The 18,358-nt window shown below is 58.4% G+C and carries 14 protein-coding genes; 8 read left to right on the top strand and 6 right to left on the bottom strand.

Translation table 11 applies throughout. The features are described 5' to 3' along the window. Positions 1–164 precede the first annotated feature (164 nt). Complete coding sequence (locus N554_RS0124785; RefSeq protein ID WP_029585958.1) at positions 165–863, top strand: pirin family protein; 699 nt, start codon at positions 165–167, stop codon at positions 861–863. Between the two features lie 131 nt (positions 864–994). Next, positions 995–1,594: an NAD(P)H:quinone oxidoreductase gene (gene wrbA, locus N554_RS0124780; RefSeq protein ID WP_029585957.1), complete on the top strand. Its 600-nt coding sequence runs from the start codon at positions 995–997 to the stop codon at positions 1,592–1,594. An 84-nt stretch (positions 1,595–1,678) separates the two neighbouring features. On the opposite strand, the gene N554_RS40275 is transcribed toward wrbA, so the two are convergent. Beyond that, positions 1,679–1,873, bottom strand: a complete 195-nt coding sequence (locus tag N554_RS40275) for a hypothetical protein (protein WP_156042085.1) — start codon at positions 1,871–1,873, stop codon at positions 1,679–1,681. 2 nt (positions 1,874–1,875) lie between these two features. Here N554_RS40275 and N554_RS0124775 point away from each other — a divergent pair, with 2 nt between their 5' ends. Next, a complete protein-coding gene (locus tag N554_RS0124775) occupies positions 1,876–2,823 on the top strand; it encodes a DUF5996 family protein (RefSeq protein WP_029585956.1) in 948 nt (315 codons plus the stop codon). Positions 2,824–2,986: 163 nt separating this feature from the next. Here N554_RS0124775 and N554_RS0124770 read toward each other — a convergent pair whose 3' ends face one another. Both N554_RS0124770 and N554_RS0124765 read right to left on the bottom strand, forming a co-directional pair. Beyond that, on the bottom strand, positions 2,987–4,477 hold the full coding sequence (locus N554_RS0124770; RefSeq protein ID WP_051677689.1) for a glucosamine inositolphosphorylceramide transferase family protein: 1,491 nt from the start codon (positions 4,475–4,477) through the stop codon (positions 2,987–2,989). Positions 4,478–4,507: 30 nt separating this feature from the next. Further along, on the bottom strand, positions 4,508–5,614 hold the full coding sequence (locus N554_RS0124765) for a glycosyltransferase family 4 protein (protein ID WP_081851402.1): 1,107 nt from the start codon (positions 5,612–5,614) through the stop codon (positions 4,508–4,510). Positions 5,615–5,968: 354 nt separating this feature from the next. On the opposite strand from N554_RS0124765, the gene N554_RS0124760 reads away from it, so the two are divergent. Further along, the gene (locus tag N554_RS0124760; protein WP_029585953.1) at positions 5,969–8,083 is read left to right on the top strand and encodes a GumC family protein; all 2,115 of its coding nucleotides are present in this window, start codon (positions 5,969–5,971) and stop codon (positions 8,081–8,083) included. A 52-nt stretch (positions 8,084–8,135) separates the two neighbouring features. Then, on the top strand, positions 8,136–9,296 hold the full coding sequence (locus N554_RS0124755) for a glycoside hydrolase family 5 protein (protein ID WP_371259518.1): 1,161 nt from the start codon (positions 8,136–8,138) through the stop codon (positions 9,294–9,296). 43 nt (positions 9,297–9,339) lie between these two features. Here the strand turns inward: N554_RS0124755 and N554_RS0124750 are convergent, their stop codons facing one another. The 3 genes from N554_RS0124750 to N554_RS0124735 all read right to left on the bottom strand — a co-directional run bounded on the left by N554_RS0124750 (position 9,340) and on the right by N554_RS0124735 (position 13,485). Beyond that, the gene (locus N554_RS0124750) at positions 9,340–10,713 is read right to left on the bottom strand and encodes a lipopolysaccharide biosynthesis protein (protein WP_029585951.1); all 1,374 of its coding nucleotides are present in this window, start codon (positions 10,711–10,713) and stop codon (positions 9,340–9,342) included. Positions 10,714–10,915: 202 nt separating this feature from the next. Beyond that, entirely contained in the window at positions 10,916–12,118 is a 1,203-nt protein-coding gene (locus N554_RS38755; protein ID WP_197033730.1) for a GNAT family N-acetyltransferase, read from the bottom strand. A gap of 245 nt (positions 12,119–12,363) precedes the next feature. Then, positions 12,364–13,485 carry a GNAT family N-acetyltransferase gene (locus N554_RS0124735; protein WP_029585949.1) on the bottom strand — a complete coding sequence of 374 codons (1,122 nt, stop codon included), beginning with the start codon at positions 13,483–13,485 and terminating at the stop codon, positions 12,364–12,366. A 420-nt stretch (positions 13,486–13,905) separates the two neighbouring features. On the opposite strand from N554_RS0124735, the gene N554_RS0124730 reads away from it, so the two are divergent. The 3 genes from N554_RS0124730 to N554_RS0124715 all read left to right on the top strand — a co-directional run bounded on the left by N554_RS0124730 (position 13,906) and on the right by N554_RS0124715 (position 18,283). Next, positions 13,906–15,432, top strand: a complete 1,527-nt coding sequence (locus N554_RS0124730; protein ID WP_245283697.1) for a hypothetical protein — start codon at positions 13,906–13,908, stop codon at positions 15,430–15,432. Positions 15,433–15,789: 357 nt separating this feature from the next. After that, entirely contained in the window at positions 15,790–16,614 is an 825-nt protein-coding gene (locus tag N554_RS0124720; protein WP_029585946.1) for a WecB/TagA/CpsF family glycosyltransferase, read from the top strand. Between the two features lie 136 nt (positions 16,615–16,750). Continuing rightward, the gene (locus N554_RS0124715; RefSeq protein WP_051677688.1) at positions 16,751–18,283 is read left to right on the top strand and encodes an MFS transporter; all 1,533 of its coding nucleotides are present in this window, start codon (positions 16,751–16,753) and stop codon (positions 18,281–18,283) included. The last annotated feature ends 75 nt before the right edge of the window (positions 18,284–18,358 follow it).

The raw sequence follows: 18,358 nt of genomic DNA, 5'->3' as shown, positions 1-18,358 counted from the left end.
TCACCCGACAAGCGCAAAAACAGAAACAATGCATTTCGATTGTTTCTATTTATAGCCAATCCGGCAACGCATATCCAGACGTCATCGGAATTCGAACAGAGAGAAATCACGACGCCGGGCGCATCGCGCGCCCCGCACTTTCAGAAAAATCAAAGGAATATCCCATGATCGAACTCAGACCCTTCAACAAGCTCGGCGGCGCCGACCACGGCTGGCTGAAGGCCAAGCATCACTTTTCGTTCGGCAGCCACTACGACCCCAGCAATATGGGCCATGGCTCCTTGCGCGTTTGGAACGACGACGAGATCGCGCCGAACACCGGCTTTCCCGCACATCCCCACGCCAACATGGAGATCATCACCTATGTCCGCGAAGGCGCGATCACGCATCAGGACAGTCTAGGCAACAAGGGCCGCACCGAAGCCGGCGACGTGCAGGTGATGAGCGCCGGATCCGGCGTGCGTCACTCCGAATATAATCTCGAGCCGACGAAGACGAAAATCTTCCAGATCTGGATCGAGCCGACCACGGAAGGCGGCCAGCCGACCTGGGGTGCCAAGCCGTTCCCGAAATCCGATCGCTCCGGCAACTTCGTTACCATCGCCAGCGGCTTCAAGGCCGACAAATATGCGCTGCCGATCCGCGCCGACGCGCGCGTGCTCGCCACCACGCTGAAGGCCGGCGAGAGCGCGGAATATGCGCCGGGCAAGACGCGAAATCTCTATCTGGTCCCCGCGGCGGGCGCGGTGGAGATCAACGGTGTCCGTGTCAACGCGCGCGACGGCGTCGCGATCAGCGATGAGGCGCGGCTCAGGATCACCGCTCTTGAAGACTCTGAACTGGTGCTGGTCGACGCGGCCTGACCTCACGTTTGCGTCATGCCCGGCTCGTTGTCGGGCATGACGTCTTAACTGACGAACCCACAAGACGTGAATGGCCGGAAACCTCCGGCCATGAAACTTCCCTCCGACAAACAAACTCATGGAGATCAACGATGGCAAAAGTTCTGGTGCTGTATTATTCCGCTTACGGTCACATCGAGGCGATGGCGAACGCCGTCGCCGAAGGCGCCCGCGAAGCCGGTGCGTCTGTCGATATCAAGCGGGTACCGGAACTGGTGCCGCCGGATGTAGCGAAAGCATCGTATTACAAGGTCGATCAGGCTGCGCCGGTGGCGAAAATCGACGATCTCGCGAACTACGACGCCATCATCGTCGGTACCGGCACCCGTTTCGGCCGGATGGCGTCGCAGATGGCGAATTTCCTCGACCAGGCCGGTGGCCTCTGGATGAAAGGCGCGCTGCACGGCAAGGTCGGGGGCGCCTTTTCCTCGACCGCGACCCAGCACGGCGGCCAGGAGACCACGCTGTTTTCGATCATCACTAACCTGTTGCACTTCGGCATGACCGTCGTCGGCTTGAATTACGGTTTTGCAGGCCAAATGAGGCTCGACGAAATCACCGGCGGCTCGCCCTATGGCGCGACCACGATTGCCGGAGGCGACGGCAGCCGCAAACCTAGCGAAAACGAACTCGCGGGCGCGCGCTACCAAGGACGGGTGATCGCGGAGACCGCGAAAAAACTGCATGGCTGATGCGACACGGGCGGCATTCCCTTTCGGGGATGCCGCCCCATTTGCGTCATGGCGGCGACGGATTTGCCATGATCGAAATTCTCTTTATTTATCAATTGGCACGTAATCCGCTGCGGGCGATTGCGCGGCGCTGGTGGTGCCGAAGCCTTTACCGGGCCTCACGCGGTAAGCGGCAATGTCCGGAATGCAGCAATTCGTGAAGCTGGCCCGGCGATCCGTGATAAATAATACGCCTTCACGACGTTCGTCGTTACCACGGCGCCCCGACAGAGAGTTCACGCATGAGCAACGCCCTGCAAGTCCCGTGGCCGGAACTGCCGACGGCGGCGTGGCGCGAGACCTGTGAGACACTGCATCTCTGGACCCAGATCGTCGGCAAGATCCGCCTGGCGCGCGAACCCTGGCTGAACCATTCCTGGCACGTCGCGCTGTATGTCACCGCACGCGGCCTGACGACCTCGCCTATTCCCGACGGTGCGCGCAGTTTTCAAATCGACTTCGACTTTATCGATCACGCGTTGCGGATTTCGACGAGCGACGGCGCAAAGCGGCAATTGGCTTTGGCCGGACAATCGGTGGCGAGTTTTTACGCGGCGATCATGGCTGATCTCGCGGAGCTCGGCATCAACATCAGCATCGACGAGATGCCCAACGAGTTGCCGGAGCCGATTCGGTTCTCGGCCGATCAGCAGCATTCATCCTACGATCCGGATGCAGTGCGGCGCTTCCTGCAAATTCTTGTAAATGCCGATCGCGTGTTCAAGCAATTCCGCACCGGCTTCCTCGGCAAGGCCAGTCCGGTACATTTTTTCTGGGGCAGCTTCGACCTTGCAGTCACCCGCTTTTCCGGACGCCGCGCGCCGCGCCATCCCGGCGGCGTGCCGCATTTATCCGATGCGGTAGCTTGTGAGGCCTATTCCCACGAAGTAAGCAGCGCCGGCTTCTGGCCCGGCAGCGGTGCGATCGACTATCCCGCGTTCTATTCCTATGCCTATCCTGAGCCGGCAGGCTTCCGCACCACGCGGGTGCGGCCGGAGGCAGCATTCTTCAGCGAAGCATTGGGCGAATTCATCCTGCCCTATGACGCCGTGCGCACGGCCCCGCAGCCGGAGCAAGCGCTGCTTGAATTTCTGCAAAGCACCTATGAGGCAGCGGCCAATGCCGCCAAATGGGACCGCGACGCGCTGGAATGCCCGCCGGGACAGCCGGGCGTGGTGCGGCAGATTTGATTGCGCCGTGTCAGGGGCGCGGTGCAGCGCCTCTTCAGCGGCGCACCGCAGAGCCGGGACCCATGGGATGACGATGGACCGCGCAATTGCGGGCCGCGCTGCACATGATCCGGGAAACGCAGAATTGAACGAATAATCTCTTCGCGTGACGGCTAAATTGGATTCAGATCACGTTGGCGAAAGCCTGAATTTTCGGTTGAATGCGCGCTCCATCTATCACCTCCAGGTTGCCGCAGCGGTTCAACGTATGAAGCCTTCTTCCAGGCCATAGCGGTCCGGGTCGGATATAGTGCCGGACGATTTGCTTAAAAGTCTTCGGTGTTAGTTCAACGATTTCCGCAAGACCGAGAGCACAGCCATATCCATCGGCGCTATCCTGGACTGGCCGCCACAGCTTTCCTTCCATTGTCACGAAACTTCCCGCCGGCCGTGCCGTCGTTCGATCGAGCAAAACGGGATTGCTAGCATGCGGCATCCAAGGACCAAACAAATGGTCAGCGTAAAAAATCGCCAGGGCATCCGAATATCCACCCGTCCCGTCGCGCCAGGCGCCGAACAGATAGTTCATACCGTTATGCCGGGTGATGGTAGCGTCAGCCAGTTCGAGGCCGGAAAGCAGCGTGCAGTGACGCTCCCACTTGTCTGGATATCGAATGCACTTATAGACCGCGACATCCCGATGCCCGGTACTTTCCGGAATCATCCATAGTTCGTCGTCATGCTCGATCAGAAATGGATAAGACAGGTGCCAAGCCTCTTCCAATACGGGAATAACCTTGCCCACTGGTCCGGCAGCGTCGAACTCAATTGCGGAAATGATGCCTTTTCCGACGCGATGATCAAGATCTTCAAAGAAAACGAATGTTCTTCCCTGCCATGTGATCGGAAACGGGTCGGCGAAGAAGCGATGCCCTGGATCCGCAAGAACATGCCAGCTCGGTCCGGATAAATCCCCGGTCTTCCAAACGGCCACATTCTCGCTGTATCGCCACCCCACGTGCCAATGAGGTGAATAGCAGCAGAGGCGAAATATTTGCTTCGCGATCGACAAAGCCAGCCCACGGGTAACGTAGACTGCAGGATTTCGCGGAGCAATCCCGTGGGAACGATGCCCCAACTGCGGCAGGATCCTTGGGCTTCCGGACAGAATTGCTGTCAGCAGCGTCAGGGTTCGCGCCATGACCGTATCGAGAGCACCGCTCAACCCAACTGCAATTTCCTTGGAGGGATGACCGCGATCGAGGACCGCGCCGTCGAGTTCGTTGATGATTTCGATAACCGGCAGATCACCCGCGAGAATGGCCGTCAGCGCGGCGTTTTCACCGGCTGCTCCGTTAAATAGCGGGCGTAGATACAGTTGTGCGGAGCAGGCCGGATCCCGGCTGGCGCTTGTGAAGTCGACAACCACATCGGCCTTACCGGCTTTGCACTGGAATTCTTCGCGAACAACCTTGAGCTTGTCGGCACCACAAGGCTTTCCTTTTCGCAACAACATACGCTCGAGCTCGAAGAGCGTCTCCAACCCCGCCGGCCGGGGCGCCGCTGTTCCTGTCCACGCGATTTGAACCGGGACATCCTGATTATTGACCGACAAAGTTCCGCGGCTCATCCACAGCCGCGCATGCTCACGTTCGCATCGGAACTCGACAATCATGTCCGACCCACTTCTCAAATGCACGGAAGACTAAATCGAATGGTCTAAAATTCCCACATACTCGTCCACCATCGTGCCTACCGAATAACGCGACTTTAGTCCCCTCGCATTTCGCCGCAGCTGGTCGCTCAGAGGTTTGTCTACGAGAATTCTGGAGACGGCAGCAGAGAATTTCTCATTATCGGAGGCATCGACAAAAAGCGCCGCGGGTTTTCCTTCGAACGACAATACCTCGCGCAAAACGGCCAGATCATTGACCACGGAGGGAATACCCGCGTTTGCCGCCTCAACGGCGGCCAGACCGAACGTCTCTGCTTGCGAAGGGAACACGAAAACGTCCAGGCAAGCAAGAAATTCGCCCATGCACTGCGGCGCAATCTCGCCGATGAAATGCAATCTGTCTGACACCTTCAGCTCATCGGCCAGCGACTTTAGTCGCCCCTCATCCGGCCCCTGCCCGGCCAGCGCGAGATGCCAGGATGGTTCACCCGCCAGCAGACGTATCGCGGCATCAAGCCGCTTGTGAGGATGTAGTCTCGCCGCACAACCAAGCAGAACAGAATCGAGCGGCAGATTGAACCGCTGCCGCGCAGCTTCCTTCGAGATATCCAGCGACTTGTCATCAAAGCCGTGGGCGACGTGTTTGATACGCGATCGATAGCTTGCGGGATATCGCGCATACTCGCGCTGCATATCGAGCGAGTTGACCGTTATGTATTTGAAGACCCCGAGGCTACCCATCACGATGTCCGCAGCGCGGACCGGCCAGCTCATCGACATGCCCGATGAAACCTGGTTCGCGATCACGGGCGCGGTGCTGACGAGGCGCGATACGCCTCCGCCGATTACGTTGCCGAAATGCTGAAATGTAAGGACCGCATCGGGTCGAATTTTCCTGATGTGCCGTCCCAGCTGCCACAGAAATCTCAGTAACGCCAATGGAGTTCCCGGCCGGCCGGGCGAACAATAAAGCGTATTGGGCGGCTCGTCGAAGGACTTCGACTTGCGAAAGAAAAACAGATTATAGACCTCATAACCCCGCGCGGTCAGGCCAGCACCGACAAGCCTGGAGATCTCCTGAGCACCGGCGTTCTCCGCCTGGGTCTGGACCAGAATGATTCGGCGCTTTTGATTCATCTCAACCTGCAAACCGCGCGACGCGGTCGATGATCGCGTCGAAACCTCGCAATTTGTGTCGTGGAAGAGCACGTGCTTCTTGATCAGTTCGGGGAATGGACTTCGTACCTTTGCGAGACGTACCTATCACGCGATGATTGGCCATACATCGGCTAGAGCGCGATGGGGTTAATGCATAAGTTGCGACGGCTCCCCGAGCAAATACCAGGCGTTAACCGGCGAGCCACGGTACAGCTACATTATTAACCAGTTGGTCATGCATTGCTCGGCCGGGGTAACCGTCGATTAACTATAGATATTTACGTTGTAGCGGGCCCCTGAACGGTGTTTGCCAGTTGAATTGAGTTGGAACGTATGATGTTCGGTAGCCGGGCCACCCGAGCCAATTCCGATCGGAGAGAGGATTCGGCTTCGTGGGAAGCTCCGGGCCGCCCGGCCGGAAAGATTCGTAACGGATCGCCCGACCTGCTGAAGGGCTCGCTGAGCGTTTCGGGCGCAATTACATTTTTGCGGGAAAGCGGGCGGCGCATATTGATGCTCGCGCTGGCTATCGTCGCCGTCGGTATCCTTGTTCTGTTGGTCACCCCGGTACGGTTCGCCTCGACCGCATTGGTCGTTGTCGATCCCAGAGAGCAGCGCGTGACCACCGAGCAGGATGTGCTGCCCGGCATCGGCCAGGATGCAGCCGCTCTTCAGAGCTTGATTGAGATCGCCAAATCCGATGGATTCTTGCGACCGTTGATCGAGCAACTCAGAATTCGCGACGACGAGGACATCGCCGGCGGTGAAATCGACACCTCACGCCTTCTCGAAAAATTCCGCAGCCGCCTCGATATTTCTCGCCGCGGCCTCACTTACGTCATAGCCATCACGTTCGTCTCCAATCGTCCGCAACAGGCTGCTCGCTATGCGAATGCGGTGGCTGAGGCGTTCGTCGCCAACCAGGGCCAGGTTCGCACCGCCGCGACCGACGAAGCTGCGGCCTGGCTCAGCAGTCGTCTCAAGACATTGAACGACCGCTTGCGGGCATCCGAGGATGCGGTCGCTACATTCAAGCTTGAGCATAAAATCGTCGATGCGGGCCGGGACGGCACGACGCAGCAACTCCGGGTTACCGAACTGAACCAGCAGGTTTCCGCGGCCCGTCTCCGCACCGAAGAAGCGAGGACGCGTTATCAGCAGGCGCAACGCGATCTAAAAGCGAATATCGACGGACCGGTAAAACAGGACCTGCTGAGCATTCTGCGCACTCAGCGCTCCGCGCTCAATGATCAGATTGCGCAGAAGCGTGCCGTGTTCGGCGACCGCCATCCTGATCTCGTCATATCGTACAGCCAGCTGAACGATCTCAATAAACAGATCGAGGCCGAGCGGAAGCGCAACATCGAAACTGCGAAGTCCGAGTATGAAGCCCTGCTGGAGCAGCAAAAATCCCTGGAAAGTCAGATGAAAGCTGTCGAAGCGCAGATGCTGACCGACGGCCAGGCGTTCGTGAAACTGCAGGAGCTGCAGCGTGACACGGAGGCCAACAAGAATATCTACGAACAGTTCCTGTCGCGATTCAAGACAACCAATGAGCAGCGCCTTCTGCAAAGCTCACAGACCAAGATCGCTTCTCTTGCCACACCGCCAATTCGTTCGACCCGGCCGCCGCTGGTTTTGCTCGTCGCTGCGCTCGCGATCGCCTCGATGCTGATATCGACGGCGGTAATTGCCGTGCTTGACACGAGGAGAAATTCCCCGGAGCCGGGATCGAAGGCTGGTCGTGTGGATTCACCCCCGATCCAGCCCGAGCCGCCGGAGGACCTGCCGGTCTGGGCCCGTATTCCCAACCTGCCGCCACGGGAAGGCACCAGAAGCATTTGGCAGAAACCAATTGCCGCAACGGCAGAGCTCGATCTGAGCCCCCACCTTCGCGCGCTGCTCGACAGGGTTTCCGAGGTGCCGGGCGATCGCGGCAAGGTGGTTCTCGTGACGTCGGTTGAGAATGACGCAGGCAGCAGCACCGTTGCGCGCTCACTGAATCTGTCCGCAGTGAACGGGGGAATGTTGAGTGTCATCATTCAGGTGCAATCGGAGCCCGCTCGCGCAAAGGCGGGTCCGGCCGAGATTGGCCCCGGCGACGGAGCAGGTGCATCGAAGGCCAGCCTCCACTCCGTCAATGTGCTCCTGAGCGCCGGCCAAAATGCCGGTCCGCCAGCTACCGACGATATTCGCTCAGAGTTCGACCTGATCGTCGTGGATGCACCGTCACTTGCCGAACAACCCAATATCGCGTCGCTGTCGGCTCATGCCGACATGGTAATCCTGGTACTGCGGGACGGCGCGGCCGATCCGGCTGAAATCCGCAAAGCAAGAACAGCCCTGTCGAAATTCGGCGTCGCCCCAACCGGAATTGTCCTCAATCGCGTACCCGCCAGCTCCGCCCCTCCTCAACCCCAAAGCGAGTCTTTGGGTTTGGCGAGTTGAACGCGGGCCTAGCAGCGGCAATCCCGATGGTGGCCATGAGCTAGCTCGAGATATGCCGACAATGGACACCCGGCCGAATGCCAACGCGCGGAAGATGAAACGGCTCGCAATCGCGACCGCCATATCGATTTCCATTCTCCCGCCAGCTCCCGCGAACGCTTGTGCTTCGCTGACGCACACTGTCCCGCCGGATAGAATTGGCGCGCTGTCTCGCGGCTTCAATGCCGATGGCTGGATCAACGGTTCAAAGTCTACCCCGCCAAGCGCGGGATTGCTTCGGCAGCTCCGAAAGGCCGGCATGACCCATGTTCGGCTGCCGGTGTCGGCGGAGCACATTATGCCGCGGTTCGCTGCGAAAGCAGAACGAGACGATCGGCTGCACGCAATCGATCGCGCGCTGACAGAACTCTTATCCCTCGGCTATTACATATCCGTCGATCTGCATCCCGGAGACCAATTCAATCGGTTGCACCGGCAAGACCCGGTCGCGTCGATGCAGGAGATGAAGGATGCATGGACCGATCTGGCTCAGGTCATTCGATCGCATCCGGCAGATCGGATCTTCGCCGAATTGCTCAATGAGCCCGACCTTGGTGCCGACAGATGGCAGGTGGAAGTCGAAGAGCTTGCCGCAGTTGTCCGCCGGTTGCTTCCAGGCACCACACTTATCGTCGGTCCTGTGAACTGGCAACGCGCCGACTCGTTGCCGGACTTTCGTCCCTTGAGCGATCTAAATGTCGTCTATGCGATTCACTTTTACGATCCCATGGCCTTCACCCATCAAGGACATTGGGATCCGAAGGAGCCGCTACACAGCATCAGGGGATTGCCATACCCCATTCACGCCGACGATCCCAAGGTTCAAGAAATCCGGCAGCAATTGTTGGATGAGAACAGGACGGCGGCACTCGAGATGCTGGACCGGGCTATTGCCGGATCGCGTGACAAAACTCGAATCGACAAATGGCTTGAACCTGCCGCGGCGTGGCAGCAGCGGTTCGCCCGCCCAATCATCATCAATGAATTCGGCGTGCTGAAAGCCAGCTCTCCTCCGGACAGTCGGTTACGCTGGCTTTCGTCAGTCGTGGCTTATGCCGAGCAGCATTGCTGGGGCTGGGCGCACTGGGAACTGGAGCAGGGATTCGGCTTGGTCGACGACAAGACCGGCAAGCCCGACGCCGGGGTATTGAAGGCCCTATTGGGCCGCCGCTAGAATCCGTTCGGATCGACGGCGGAGCAGCTAAAAACGGGAACCATCAGCTTCGCAGCAGGCCCAATCGATCCTCCGTCTTAGCCCTTCCCAGGAAGGCTAATATCGATGGGTCAACCTTAACTAGCTTCCGGCAAAGAAAAATCAGCGTGAAGGTAAGAAGGATCATTGCTACCGCACTTGCGGTAACCACACCGAACAATCCGAACAGAAAACCGGAACATCCGATGAACGCATATCGGAAGACGGTAAATAAGGCCAAGGTCCGAATGTATGCCGTCTCATGGCCGGTGAGCAGGAGGAGGTAAGTAGCAGGACCACCGAGGGCCACGGTAGCCGTCCCGATACAAAGGACGATGAGGATAGAATGCTGCGCTTGGTAGGTTGGGCCGAATACGCCAAGTAACAGGTCACCGGCAACCGCGACAAAAAGAAGACTGGGAACGACCAAGGCGAAAATAAGCAGCGAGAGTTGCTTCAGTAGCGACTGCAAAGAGCGGAGCTCTCCGCGGTGATACAGGAATGATATCCGCCGCGACGAATAGAGGGCGAATGCATCGTTAAGCATCAGAAAGAGAGCTGCGAGCTTCACGCAAACGAAATAATTCGCAACGTCGAGCGATGACAGAATTGCTGCGACGACGACAACGTCGAGGTACTGACTTGACGCTTCGAGAAGAGCAGCCATCCACATTCGCGATGACCTCGCTAGCCAGGAAGGCATATCGATTTCTGGCTTAGATACGATAACCTGCCGCGGCAGTGAGACGATTGTTGATCTGACTTGTAGCATTACCGCGAGCAGTAAGCCGCCTGTTGCCAGGTAAAAGAAGGTTAGCAGGGTGAATGGTGCCTCATTGTACGCAAACCACGCGACGCCCAACAAAACCATGCAACGCCAGGTGATTTCCCGGTGAATAACGCCTGATACGATTCCGGCAGTGATGCGGGCGGTTTGCGAGCTAAACAGGCATAGCGTCTGAGCGAAAAGAAAAAGAAGCACTGCGACCAGCAACTCTCGACTCGCGGCGAACCATGGCGACGCTACGTAAATGCCAACCGCAACGAGCGCCGCCCCCAGAGTAGACACTCCAATGCCAAAGAGCAGAAGTCCGCGGGCGCGAGCAAATTGCCGTTGCTGCACGAATTCGTTCCAGTGCCGCACAAATATCGTTTCCTGACCAAACACGGCAACGACTGATAAAAACAGCAGGGCGTTCATCCAGCCCGCAAGCAACCCAAAATCCGCCGTAGACATTGAGCGAGCCAGGGCGGTGAGCATGCCAAATGAAGTTATTGCGGCCGCGCCGGTGAGCATGACCGACGATGCGGCGCCCACCGTCGCTTCATTCCGGAGAATCCGGTGAAGATGAGATGACATCCGGCTCATGGATAACTGGGCCACAATTACGCGCAGCATCTAGCGTGCTTCGGCTTTGCTTTTGAGCTTCCAATTCGAATTCTGAAATGCAGTTGTATCCGTACGTTCATACAATTGAAAAATTTCTGGCGACAAGAAATTGAACGTGCGCGCAACGCCAAATTCCAATAAGTCGCCGGCGGCCGACGTCATTCTGGTGAAGGAGTCATGTCGGATCAACGAACCGCTCGGTCCATGATCCTCATGCATTTTTAAGGCGTGCACGACGTAGGCCCTTATAAGCGGTCCAAATATCGGCTGTCTTCAATCTCAGCCGCTCAAGTTCAACAGCCGGTCGGAAAAATGGATCGGCGCCCGAACCATCAATAATTCGGTTCGAGATCGATAGACTTTCACTCCAGAACTTCTTCATCAACGGGTGTCCTGGAGGAGCGCACGAATCGACCCACATCACTGACGGATCTTGTAGCAATTCCTCCGTAGCGTACATGACGAGCTGAGACCCAGGCGAATTCTTGGCTTGAGATTCGTCAAATGAAATCTTGGAGTACCATGCCATTGACGCAGAGAAGTATGTGACGGATGAAGCGATCGTCGTGCCATCCAGCTTCAGACGATGTATTTTGATTCGCCCTTGATTTGATAACGCCTTGGCAACGCCACGTAGAAATTCAGTTTCTGTCGGCGAGCAACTAACCGCCGTCCCGACACGCGCTTTCCAGCCGCGCCCTTCAAGCTGAATGTAATCTTCGATCGCATCGGCGATTGCGCCAGCTTCCGAAATAGTTTCGAACTCGACGCGTCCGTCGCGCTCAATTCTGCGCATCTCTTGTCGTAACTTGCTTCGTGTGCGCGATGAAAGATTGCTTTCGAAGTATTTCTCGCGGCTTTGCGGATCAAGCTTTGCGCGCTCATGCAAATTAAAGGCACATGATCGCAGGTCATGCTTGCTTCTGAGCGCATTTAGAAGCTCAGGAAATGGCCCTTGTTCCGGAACGTTTGGCATGAATGTGCGCGCAGGCAATCCGGGTATTAGATTGACGGCCCTCAACAGGACACTCAGCACGCTTTCAGCGTGATCACGGTCTAAAAGCGGCACACCCAAAGCGGCAAAGGGATGGGTCCATCCGGTTAACACCGGGAGCGGCACGCCCCATCGGTGCCGCGACACTCGGACCGGCCATAGTCCTAGCATCCGGGACATTGGTGACGCATCTTCAGTTACAACAAGAAGCTCGACGCCATCACCGAAGGGTATAGCCGCTGATATGGCATACTCCTCTTCATAGAAAATATTCTGGATGAGGGCACGAGATGCGAGATCCCTCCATTGCTTAGTCAATGGATTATCGCGCAGAGAAACGCGAAAAAGATGGAGGCCTGTACGCGGGCAGCGAACACCCTTGGAAAGGGGCTCGCTTCGGCTGAAATCGGCTCGTTCCATTACTCGCCTCTTTTTGTGCAGCAGGCATCGCAAGGGGGCAGCCCGCCATCTGTAGTGCATCGAGCCGCCATAAGCATCGTTTGTTCGTATGAACCTGCCCATTAGGTTAAGAGCGATGCTGTTGTGAAAGACGTGTACTTAACGGACTCCCGTTAATCTTGCCGGGCGGTTGCGGGGCCAGCAGCACTCCTGCTGACACTCTGCGCGCTCCGCAGGACTAGACACGAGATGAACAGCCCGTGTGTTCAAGCTCGCACCGGCGAGAGTCGGATATCGGCTATCTTTTTCGCGGCTTGTTTGACCCAGGGCGCCTGCTTCAGTGCAAAGTCAGCCAGGGTGCCGGCCGCGCTGCCCGTTTGAGTGAGAAGCCACATCGGCGAAGCCTTGGCTCCAAACAGTTTCTTATATGGCTCGTCGCCGATGGTGAAATCCAGGATTTGGTCGCCTCGCTCGACGCAATCCTTTGCAACCTGCTCAAACATCAGCAGACCGAGCGATTGGCTCTTGTACCCTGCAACGTCAAACGCGTTCAGGACGGTGAGGAAGGCTCCCTTGTGGTACAGCCCCAGCACCGCCGCGATCACTCGGCCGTCCATTCTGAGCGCATAGAGCCGGACGAAGGAACCAACCCCACGGAGCGCGATATCGGAATAAAAGTCGAAATATTCGGGACCCTGCAGCAGATCGCCGTCTCCACGCGCGTGAAATCGGGGGCCGCGATACTCCTTCATCATCCCCATGGTCGCGGCGATGGCCGAGGTATCTTCACAGCGTGAGAAGGAAAGCACGCCCTTCTTCTCCAATTGCCGCCACTTCCTGGCAAGGTCCTTTTGGGTAGAACGATCGAGCGCGCTCGCCCGCCATTGCTCGAACGGAGTTATCAGAGCAACCGAGTAAGCGCTCGATGGCGCGACTACCGGGGGTGGCGCTGCCAGCAGGCTCTCGATAGCAAACTTCCCGTCCGGCAGCTTCGGCATCCGCAGCATGTCGAATGGCTTGATGAGGCGTTGAATCTCCAGACAGGCCTTGGCATCCGCAAGCACTTCGGAAAACACTTCTGCGCTGCAGACCGGGGCGAGGTAGTCAGAGACGCGGAGGTCGGCAAATTCAACCATCCAGATCGGACCGCGCCGTACGCGCAGCAAGGGCAGCACCATTGCCAGCGCGCCGGTTGCCCGATACCGGACCACGATAATCAGTCGCTTCGCCGCGGCGGCGGGGGCGAGCTTGATATAGGTGCTGTCCAACCAAAGCGGATGCTGGAAGGCGGTTGCGGCCGAACCAGCAAACAGCTCGGCGTATTCTTGAGACAAGAAGTCAAATGCGTTGTCGATGCTGACGTCGAACGCTTCTCTATTCTGATTCATACTTGCAACCAAACAAACCGGAAATAATTGAGAACGCCGGTCGAGCCGGACCGATCATCCTATAGCAGAGGAAGACCTGTTCAGACACTAACGCATTGCTGTTTGTGTTAACGCATTGCCATTGGATGCTTCAGCGCATTTCTGTCGTGGATTCGTAGATTGAAACGTTTTGGTGATTTGAGAGTGCCGGCATGTTGAGCGCCGCTGTCTCGAGCGCGATGTGCTGATGTAGGCGTCAAGCTGCCGCGCCGACTTGCTCGACGAATCTGAGCGGCTTCGGATGCCGTGAAAATTGGCGACTGCCGCCGGTCGGCAATGCCCCTTGCGAGCGGCCGCGCAATCGTCCGTTATTGTTAACGAATCTTTACACATTCCGCGCTATCGCCATCCAATTGAACTGGACGACGAAAGGTGCGACGAATGCGTCGCCCGGCATTCCCCGCACTGCCAAACCCGGTGCGGCTAGACATAGCCGAGCGGCCGCCGGCCTCCGCCCGCGACGTGATTCCGGCGATTGGCCTTGCCGCCGCGTCGATTGCATTCGCTCCGCTGTTGCACGTTGCCAGCCCGATACTGGCCATCAGCGTCGAGGCGTTAGTGGGCTGCGCGATCATTCTTGTGGCTCCGGCGTATGCGCCTTCGATCGCAATCTTCATCCTGTTCTTTCAGAATCTCTTCATCTCGATCCTGTCGTCCAACATCCCGAATCCGTCTGAGCTGGAATTCATCAAAGGCTATAATTTCCTTGTCTGCTCGGTAATGTGGCTGGCGACGCTGGTACTTTACGGACTGGGGCGAAGAAATCACTCGGCTGAAATCAATCGGATCATGCTGTGGGGCATCATCGCGCTTGCCACGGTGATGTTGTACTTCGCCATTGGCTTCATTCAAGATGGCCTCGCGGCATCGATCTATCTACGCAATATCGTGCTGCCGCTGTTTTTGTTTCAGCTTTCGTTTCTGACGGCCGCGACGTATGAAGCTCGCGTCACACCGTTCCTGGTGGCGGTTGGCGTCATCCTGATCCTCTGCGGCTATATGGAGTTTGCTTTCCGAGACTTCTGGTTGGGTGTCACTAACGGCTATACATTTTGGGGCTTCGATGAGATCAAGGCCACCCGTTCGGGCGTTTGGGAAGCGCAGATGCGGGCCACCGGAAATGTACCAGTCGACCTGATAGATCGATTCAGGTTCAGCTTTTTGAACACCCCGCTACTCGAAGATTTGGGGCTATCGAAGATCCTGCGCATCTTCGGTCCGAACATGAGTCCGATCAGTTTCGGCTACGGAATAGCCTTTTTTGGTCTTTTTCTATTTTCGGTGGGGCGTCCGTTGCTGGCGCTGGCCGCGCTGCCTCTCATTATTCTCTGCAGCGTCAAGGGCGCGCTCATTCTGATCATATTTGTTTGCCTAGCCTGGGTTTCGACTCGGCTGCTTGGCGCCGTGATGACCCTGCTGTTGGGGCTAGTGGCCTTGATCGCCTATGCGGCCGCTGCGATCTACGTCGGCCTGCAAATTGGCGACTATCACGTTATCGGCTTCATGGGCGGCTGGAACGGCTTCCTTCAGATGCCGTTCGGTCGCGGTTTGGGAATTGGTGGGAATTTGTCGGAAGGCTTTTTCTCGATTGACTGGAGTGCCGCGCAGCAAGCCGGATCGATCGATGGCGCCGTCGAAAGTGCGATCGGCGTCCTCCTCTACCAGATGGGCATCGCAGCTTTGGTACCGCTCGGCTTTTATTTTGCGGTGGCACTGAAGGCGTGGCGCCTCTATGCGTCCTCCGGAATGCTTACGCAGGGTCTCGCATCGTTTGGCGTGATCGTCGTGCTGTTCAATGGCTTCTTTCAGGAAGAGGCCTTGTTCTCCCCACCCGCGCTGGGGCTGCTGTTGTGCCTGACCGGACTGGTGATCGGCAATCACATTCGGGTGCAGCCAGCCTCCAATTGAACGGAGGATCCGCGGACCCTTCGGGGCCTCTTCGTTGGTTAATCGCTGCACGGTAACCATTACCGATACAATCCATTTTCGAACCGCACGAATCTGGGGCGCTACGCGGATCTGGACCGTATATTGCAGTTCGGAACCCGTAACATTTGGAATCCCGAGAGAATATGCTGACATATGATAGAAGAGCGCCTTTGCGCCCCAACTTCCGTATTGGCGAGGCGACGGCTAAGCCATTTGCCGTTTCCAGGACCGTCGAACTGTCCTGGGCGTCCAATTTTGTGACATTAAGTAAGCTGATCGGTGTCGTTCTTAACGAACTCAACTCCGCGGCTGTCGACCGTCAGCGGGACAAGCGATATGTCTGAGCGCCGCGCAAATCCGATAGGACGGGCCGCTACTGCCAGCGTGCCCAGAATCTCGCTGGGCGGGCTGCGGCTCGCCGTGCTCGATATCGAGCAGACCGCGGATTTCATGATCGACGTGGTTTTTCCGAAACGCCGGGTCGGACGTCCGCTGTATCTGACATCCGCCAATGGCGAAGTGCTGGCGCGCTGCTCGACTGAGCCGATGACCGGGCGGCTGTTCCGCGCGGCCGACCTCATCAATGCCGACGGACAACCACTCGTCACCGTGTCGCGGCTGAAATCGCCGCTGCCGCTGCCGGAACGCGTCGCGACCACCGACCTATTTCACGTCGTCGCCCGCAAGGCCGCGGCGGCGGGGCTGACGTTCTATATGTTCGGCGCGGATGAAGCGGAAAATGCCGCCGCCGTCGCCAATGTCCAGAAAATGTACCCCGGCTTGCGGATCGTCGGGCGTTCCCATGGTTATCTCAGGGGCAAGGCATTGCGGGAGAAAATCGACGAAATCAACGCGCTGGCGCCGGACTATTTATGGTTGGCGCTCGGCGTTCCCTACGAACAAGCCTTCGTAGAGGAATTCACGCCAAGGCTGACCAATGTCGGCGTCATCAAGACATCCGGCGGTTTGTTCAACTTCCTTTCGGGAAGCCGGGCCCGCGCCCCGCAATGGATGCAGGACATGGGGCTCGAATGGGCCTGGCGAATCTGGTTGGAGCCGCGCCGGCTGCTCTGGCGTTATCTTACTACCAACCCGCGCGCGCTTTATCTGTTGTTCAACAAGGGCCAGCCCTCGAGTACCGATCGGGCGCGGCGAGGCTAGCATGAGCGGTGGTCCCGCCATCCTGGTTACCGGCGGTGCCGGCAGGAGTCCGGCCCCGTCGTCGGCACGGGAGGCGTAGTCCGCGGCGCTCATGATCGCTACACTGGTGTCGTAGGCACGCTCCTTCGAGGCCCACATGGTTGGTATCATACGGCCGCCCTGCGACGCAGGCGTCATCCGCGCGACACCGGCTTTTCCTGCAGCACTGTCACCTCAGCGCAAGCGCCTGACACTAGCGGCCACGATTCTCGGGTCGAGCATGGCGTTTATCGACGGCTCTGTGGTGAACATCGCTCTCCCTGCCATCCAGCAGGCGCTGCACGCTGACGCGGCATCGACGCAATGGATCGTCAACGCCTACCTGTTGCTGCTCGGCGCGCTGGTGCTGGTCGGGGGCTCGGCTGCCGATCTTTACGGTCGTCGACGGATTTTTCTTTTGGGCATTGCGGTGTTCACCGCGGCCTCCATCGCATGCGGACTTTCGCCTGATACTGGCGTGCTCGTGGTCAGCCGCGCGGTTCAAGGTCTCGGCGCCGCGCTGCTCACGCCGGCCAGTCTCGCAATGTTGGGCGCGACGTTCGACGAGCACGAGCGCAGTCATGCGATCGGAATATGGGCAGGTGCCGGCGCGCTGACCTCGGCGGCCGGACCCGTACTCGGCGGTTGGCTTGTTGATCAAGTATCCTGGCGCGCGATCTTCCTGCTCAACGTGCCGATCGCTATTGCCGCGGCCGGGCTCGCGATCTTCTTTGCCTGCGAGAGCCGCGATGACAAGGCGAAGCGGCTCGATGTGAATGGCGCGGTCGCGGTCGCCCTGGGCTTGGCAGCGATCACCTGGGCGCTGGGCGCGATCCCGTCGTCGGGATTTCGCGACAGAACCGTCCTCGCCGCACTGGGAGCGGGAGTCGCATGCCTCACATCGTTCGTCGCGATCGAAGCCCGATCCGGTGAACGGGCGATGATGCCGCTGTCGTTGTACCGCTCGCGAAATTTCTCCGGCACCAATGCGCTGACGCTGCTGCTCTATTTCGCGCTCGGCGGCGCGCTGTATTATTTACCGTTTGGCCTGATCCGGCTCGGCGGCTATTCCGCGACGCAAGCCGGCGCGGCGCTGCTGCCGTTTGCTCTGATCATGGGATTTGGCGCATCATTTGCAGGCACCCTCGCCGATCGTTTCGGGCCGCGGCTATCGCTCACCGCCGGACCCATTGTCGCCGCCTGCGGTTTGACGCTGCTGGCGTTCGTCGACCTCGGGGAGTCCTATTGGGCCGGCGTATTTCCAACGATCTGTGTGCTCGCCATCGGCATGACCATCACCGTTCCGCCGTTGACGTCGACGGTGATGGCGTCCGTCGGCGACGCCCGCGCCGGCATCGCTTCCGGCGTCAACAACGCGGTCGCCCGGGTAGCCGGCCTCTTTGCAGTCGCGGCGCTGGGCGCGGTGTTGTTCGCAAGCTTTTCACATCACCTTGCCGGACTTCCGGCAGCGCCCGCCAATGAGACGCTGAATGCGGTAATGGCCGGGCAGGCCGGCGTCACTGAGGCCGCAACCGCCGCCTTCGAGCGCGCGCTACGCACGGTGATGCTGGTGACAGCGTTCTGCGCCGCGCTCGGCGGCCTGGCTGGCTGGCTCTGGCTCCGGCCGATTGGCCTGGAAGCGACGCGCTGACACGGTCTGCGTATCGGTTGGCTGCAGTTCATTTGTTGTTCGGGGTAGCAATGCATCAGGGTGCAAGCGTGCAAT

The organism is Bradyrhizobium sp. URHD0069, from assembly GCF_000701345.1.
Lineage (GTDB): Bacteria > Pseudomonadota > Alphaproteobacteria > Rhizobiales > Xanthobacteraceae > Bradyrhizobium.
Note: the sequence above shows the minus strand (reverse complement) of the source record. Positions and strands in the feature narration are given on the sequence as shown.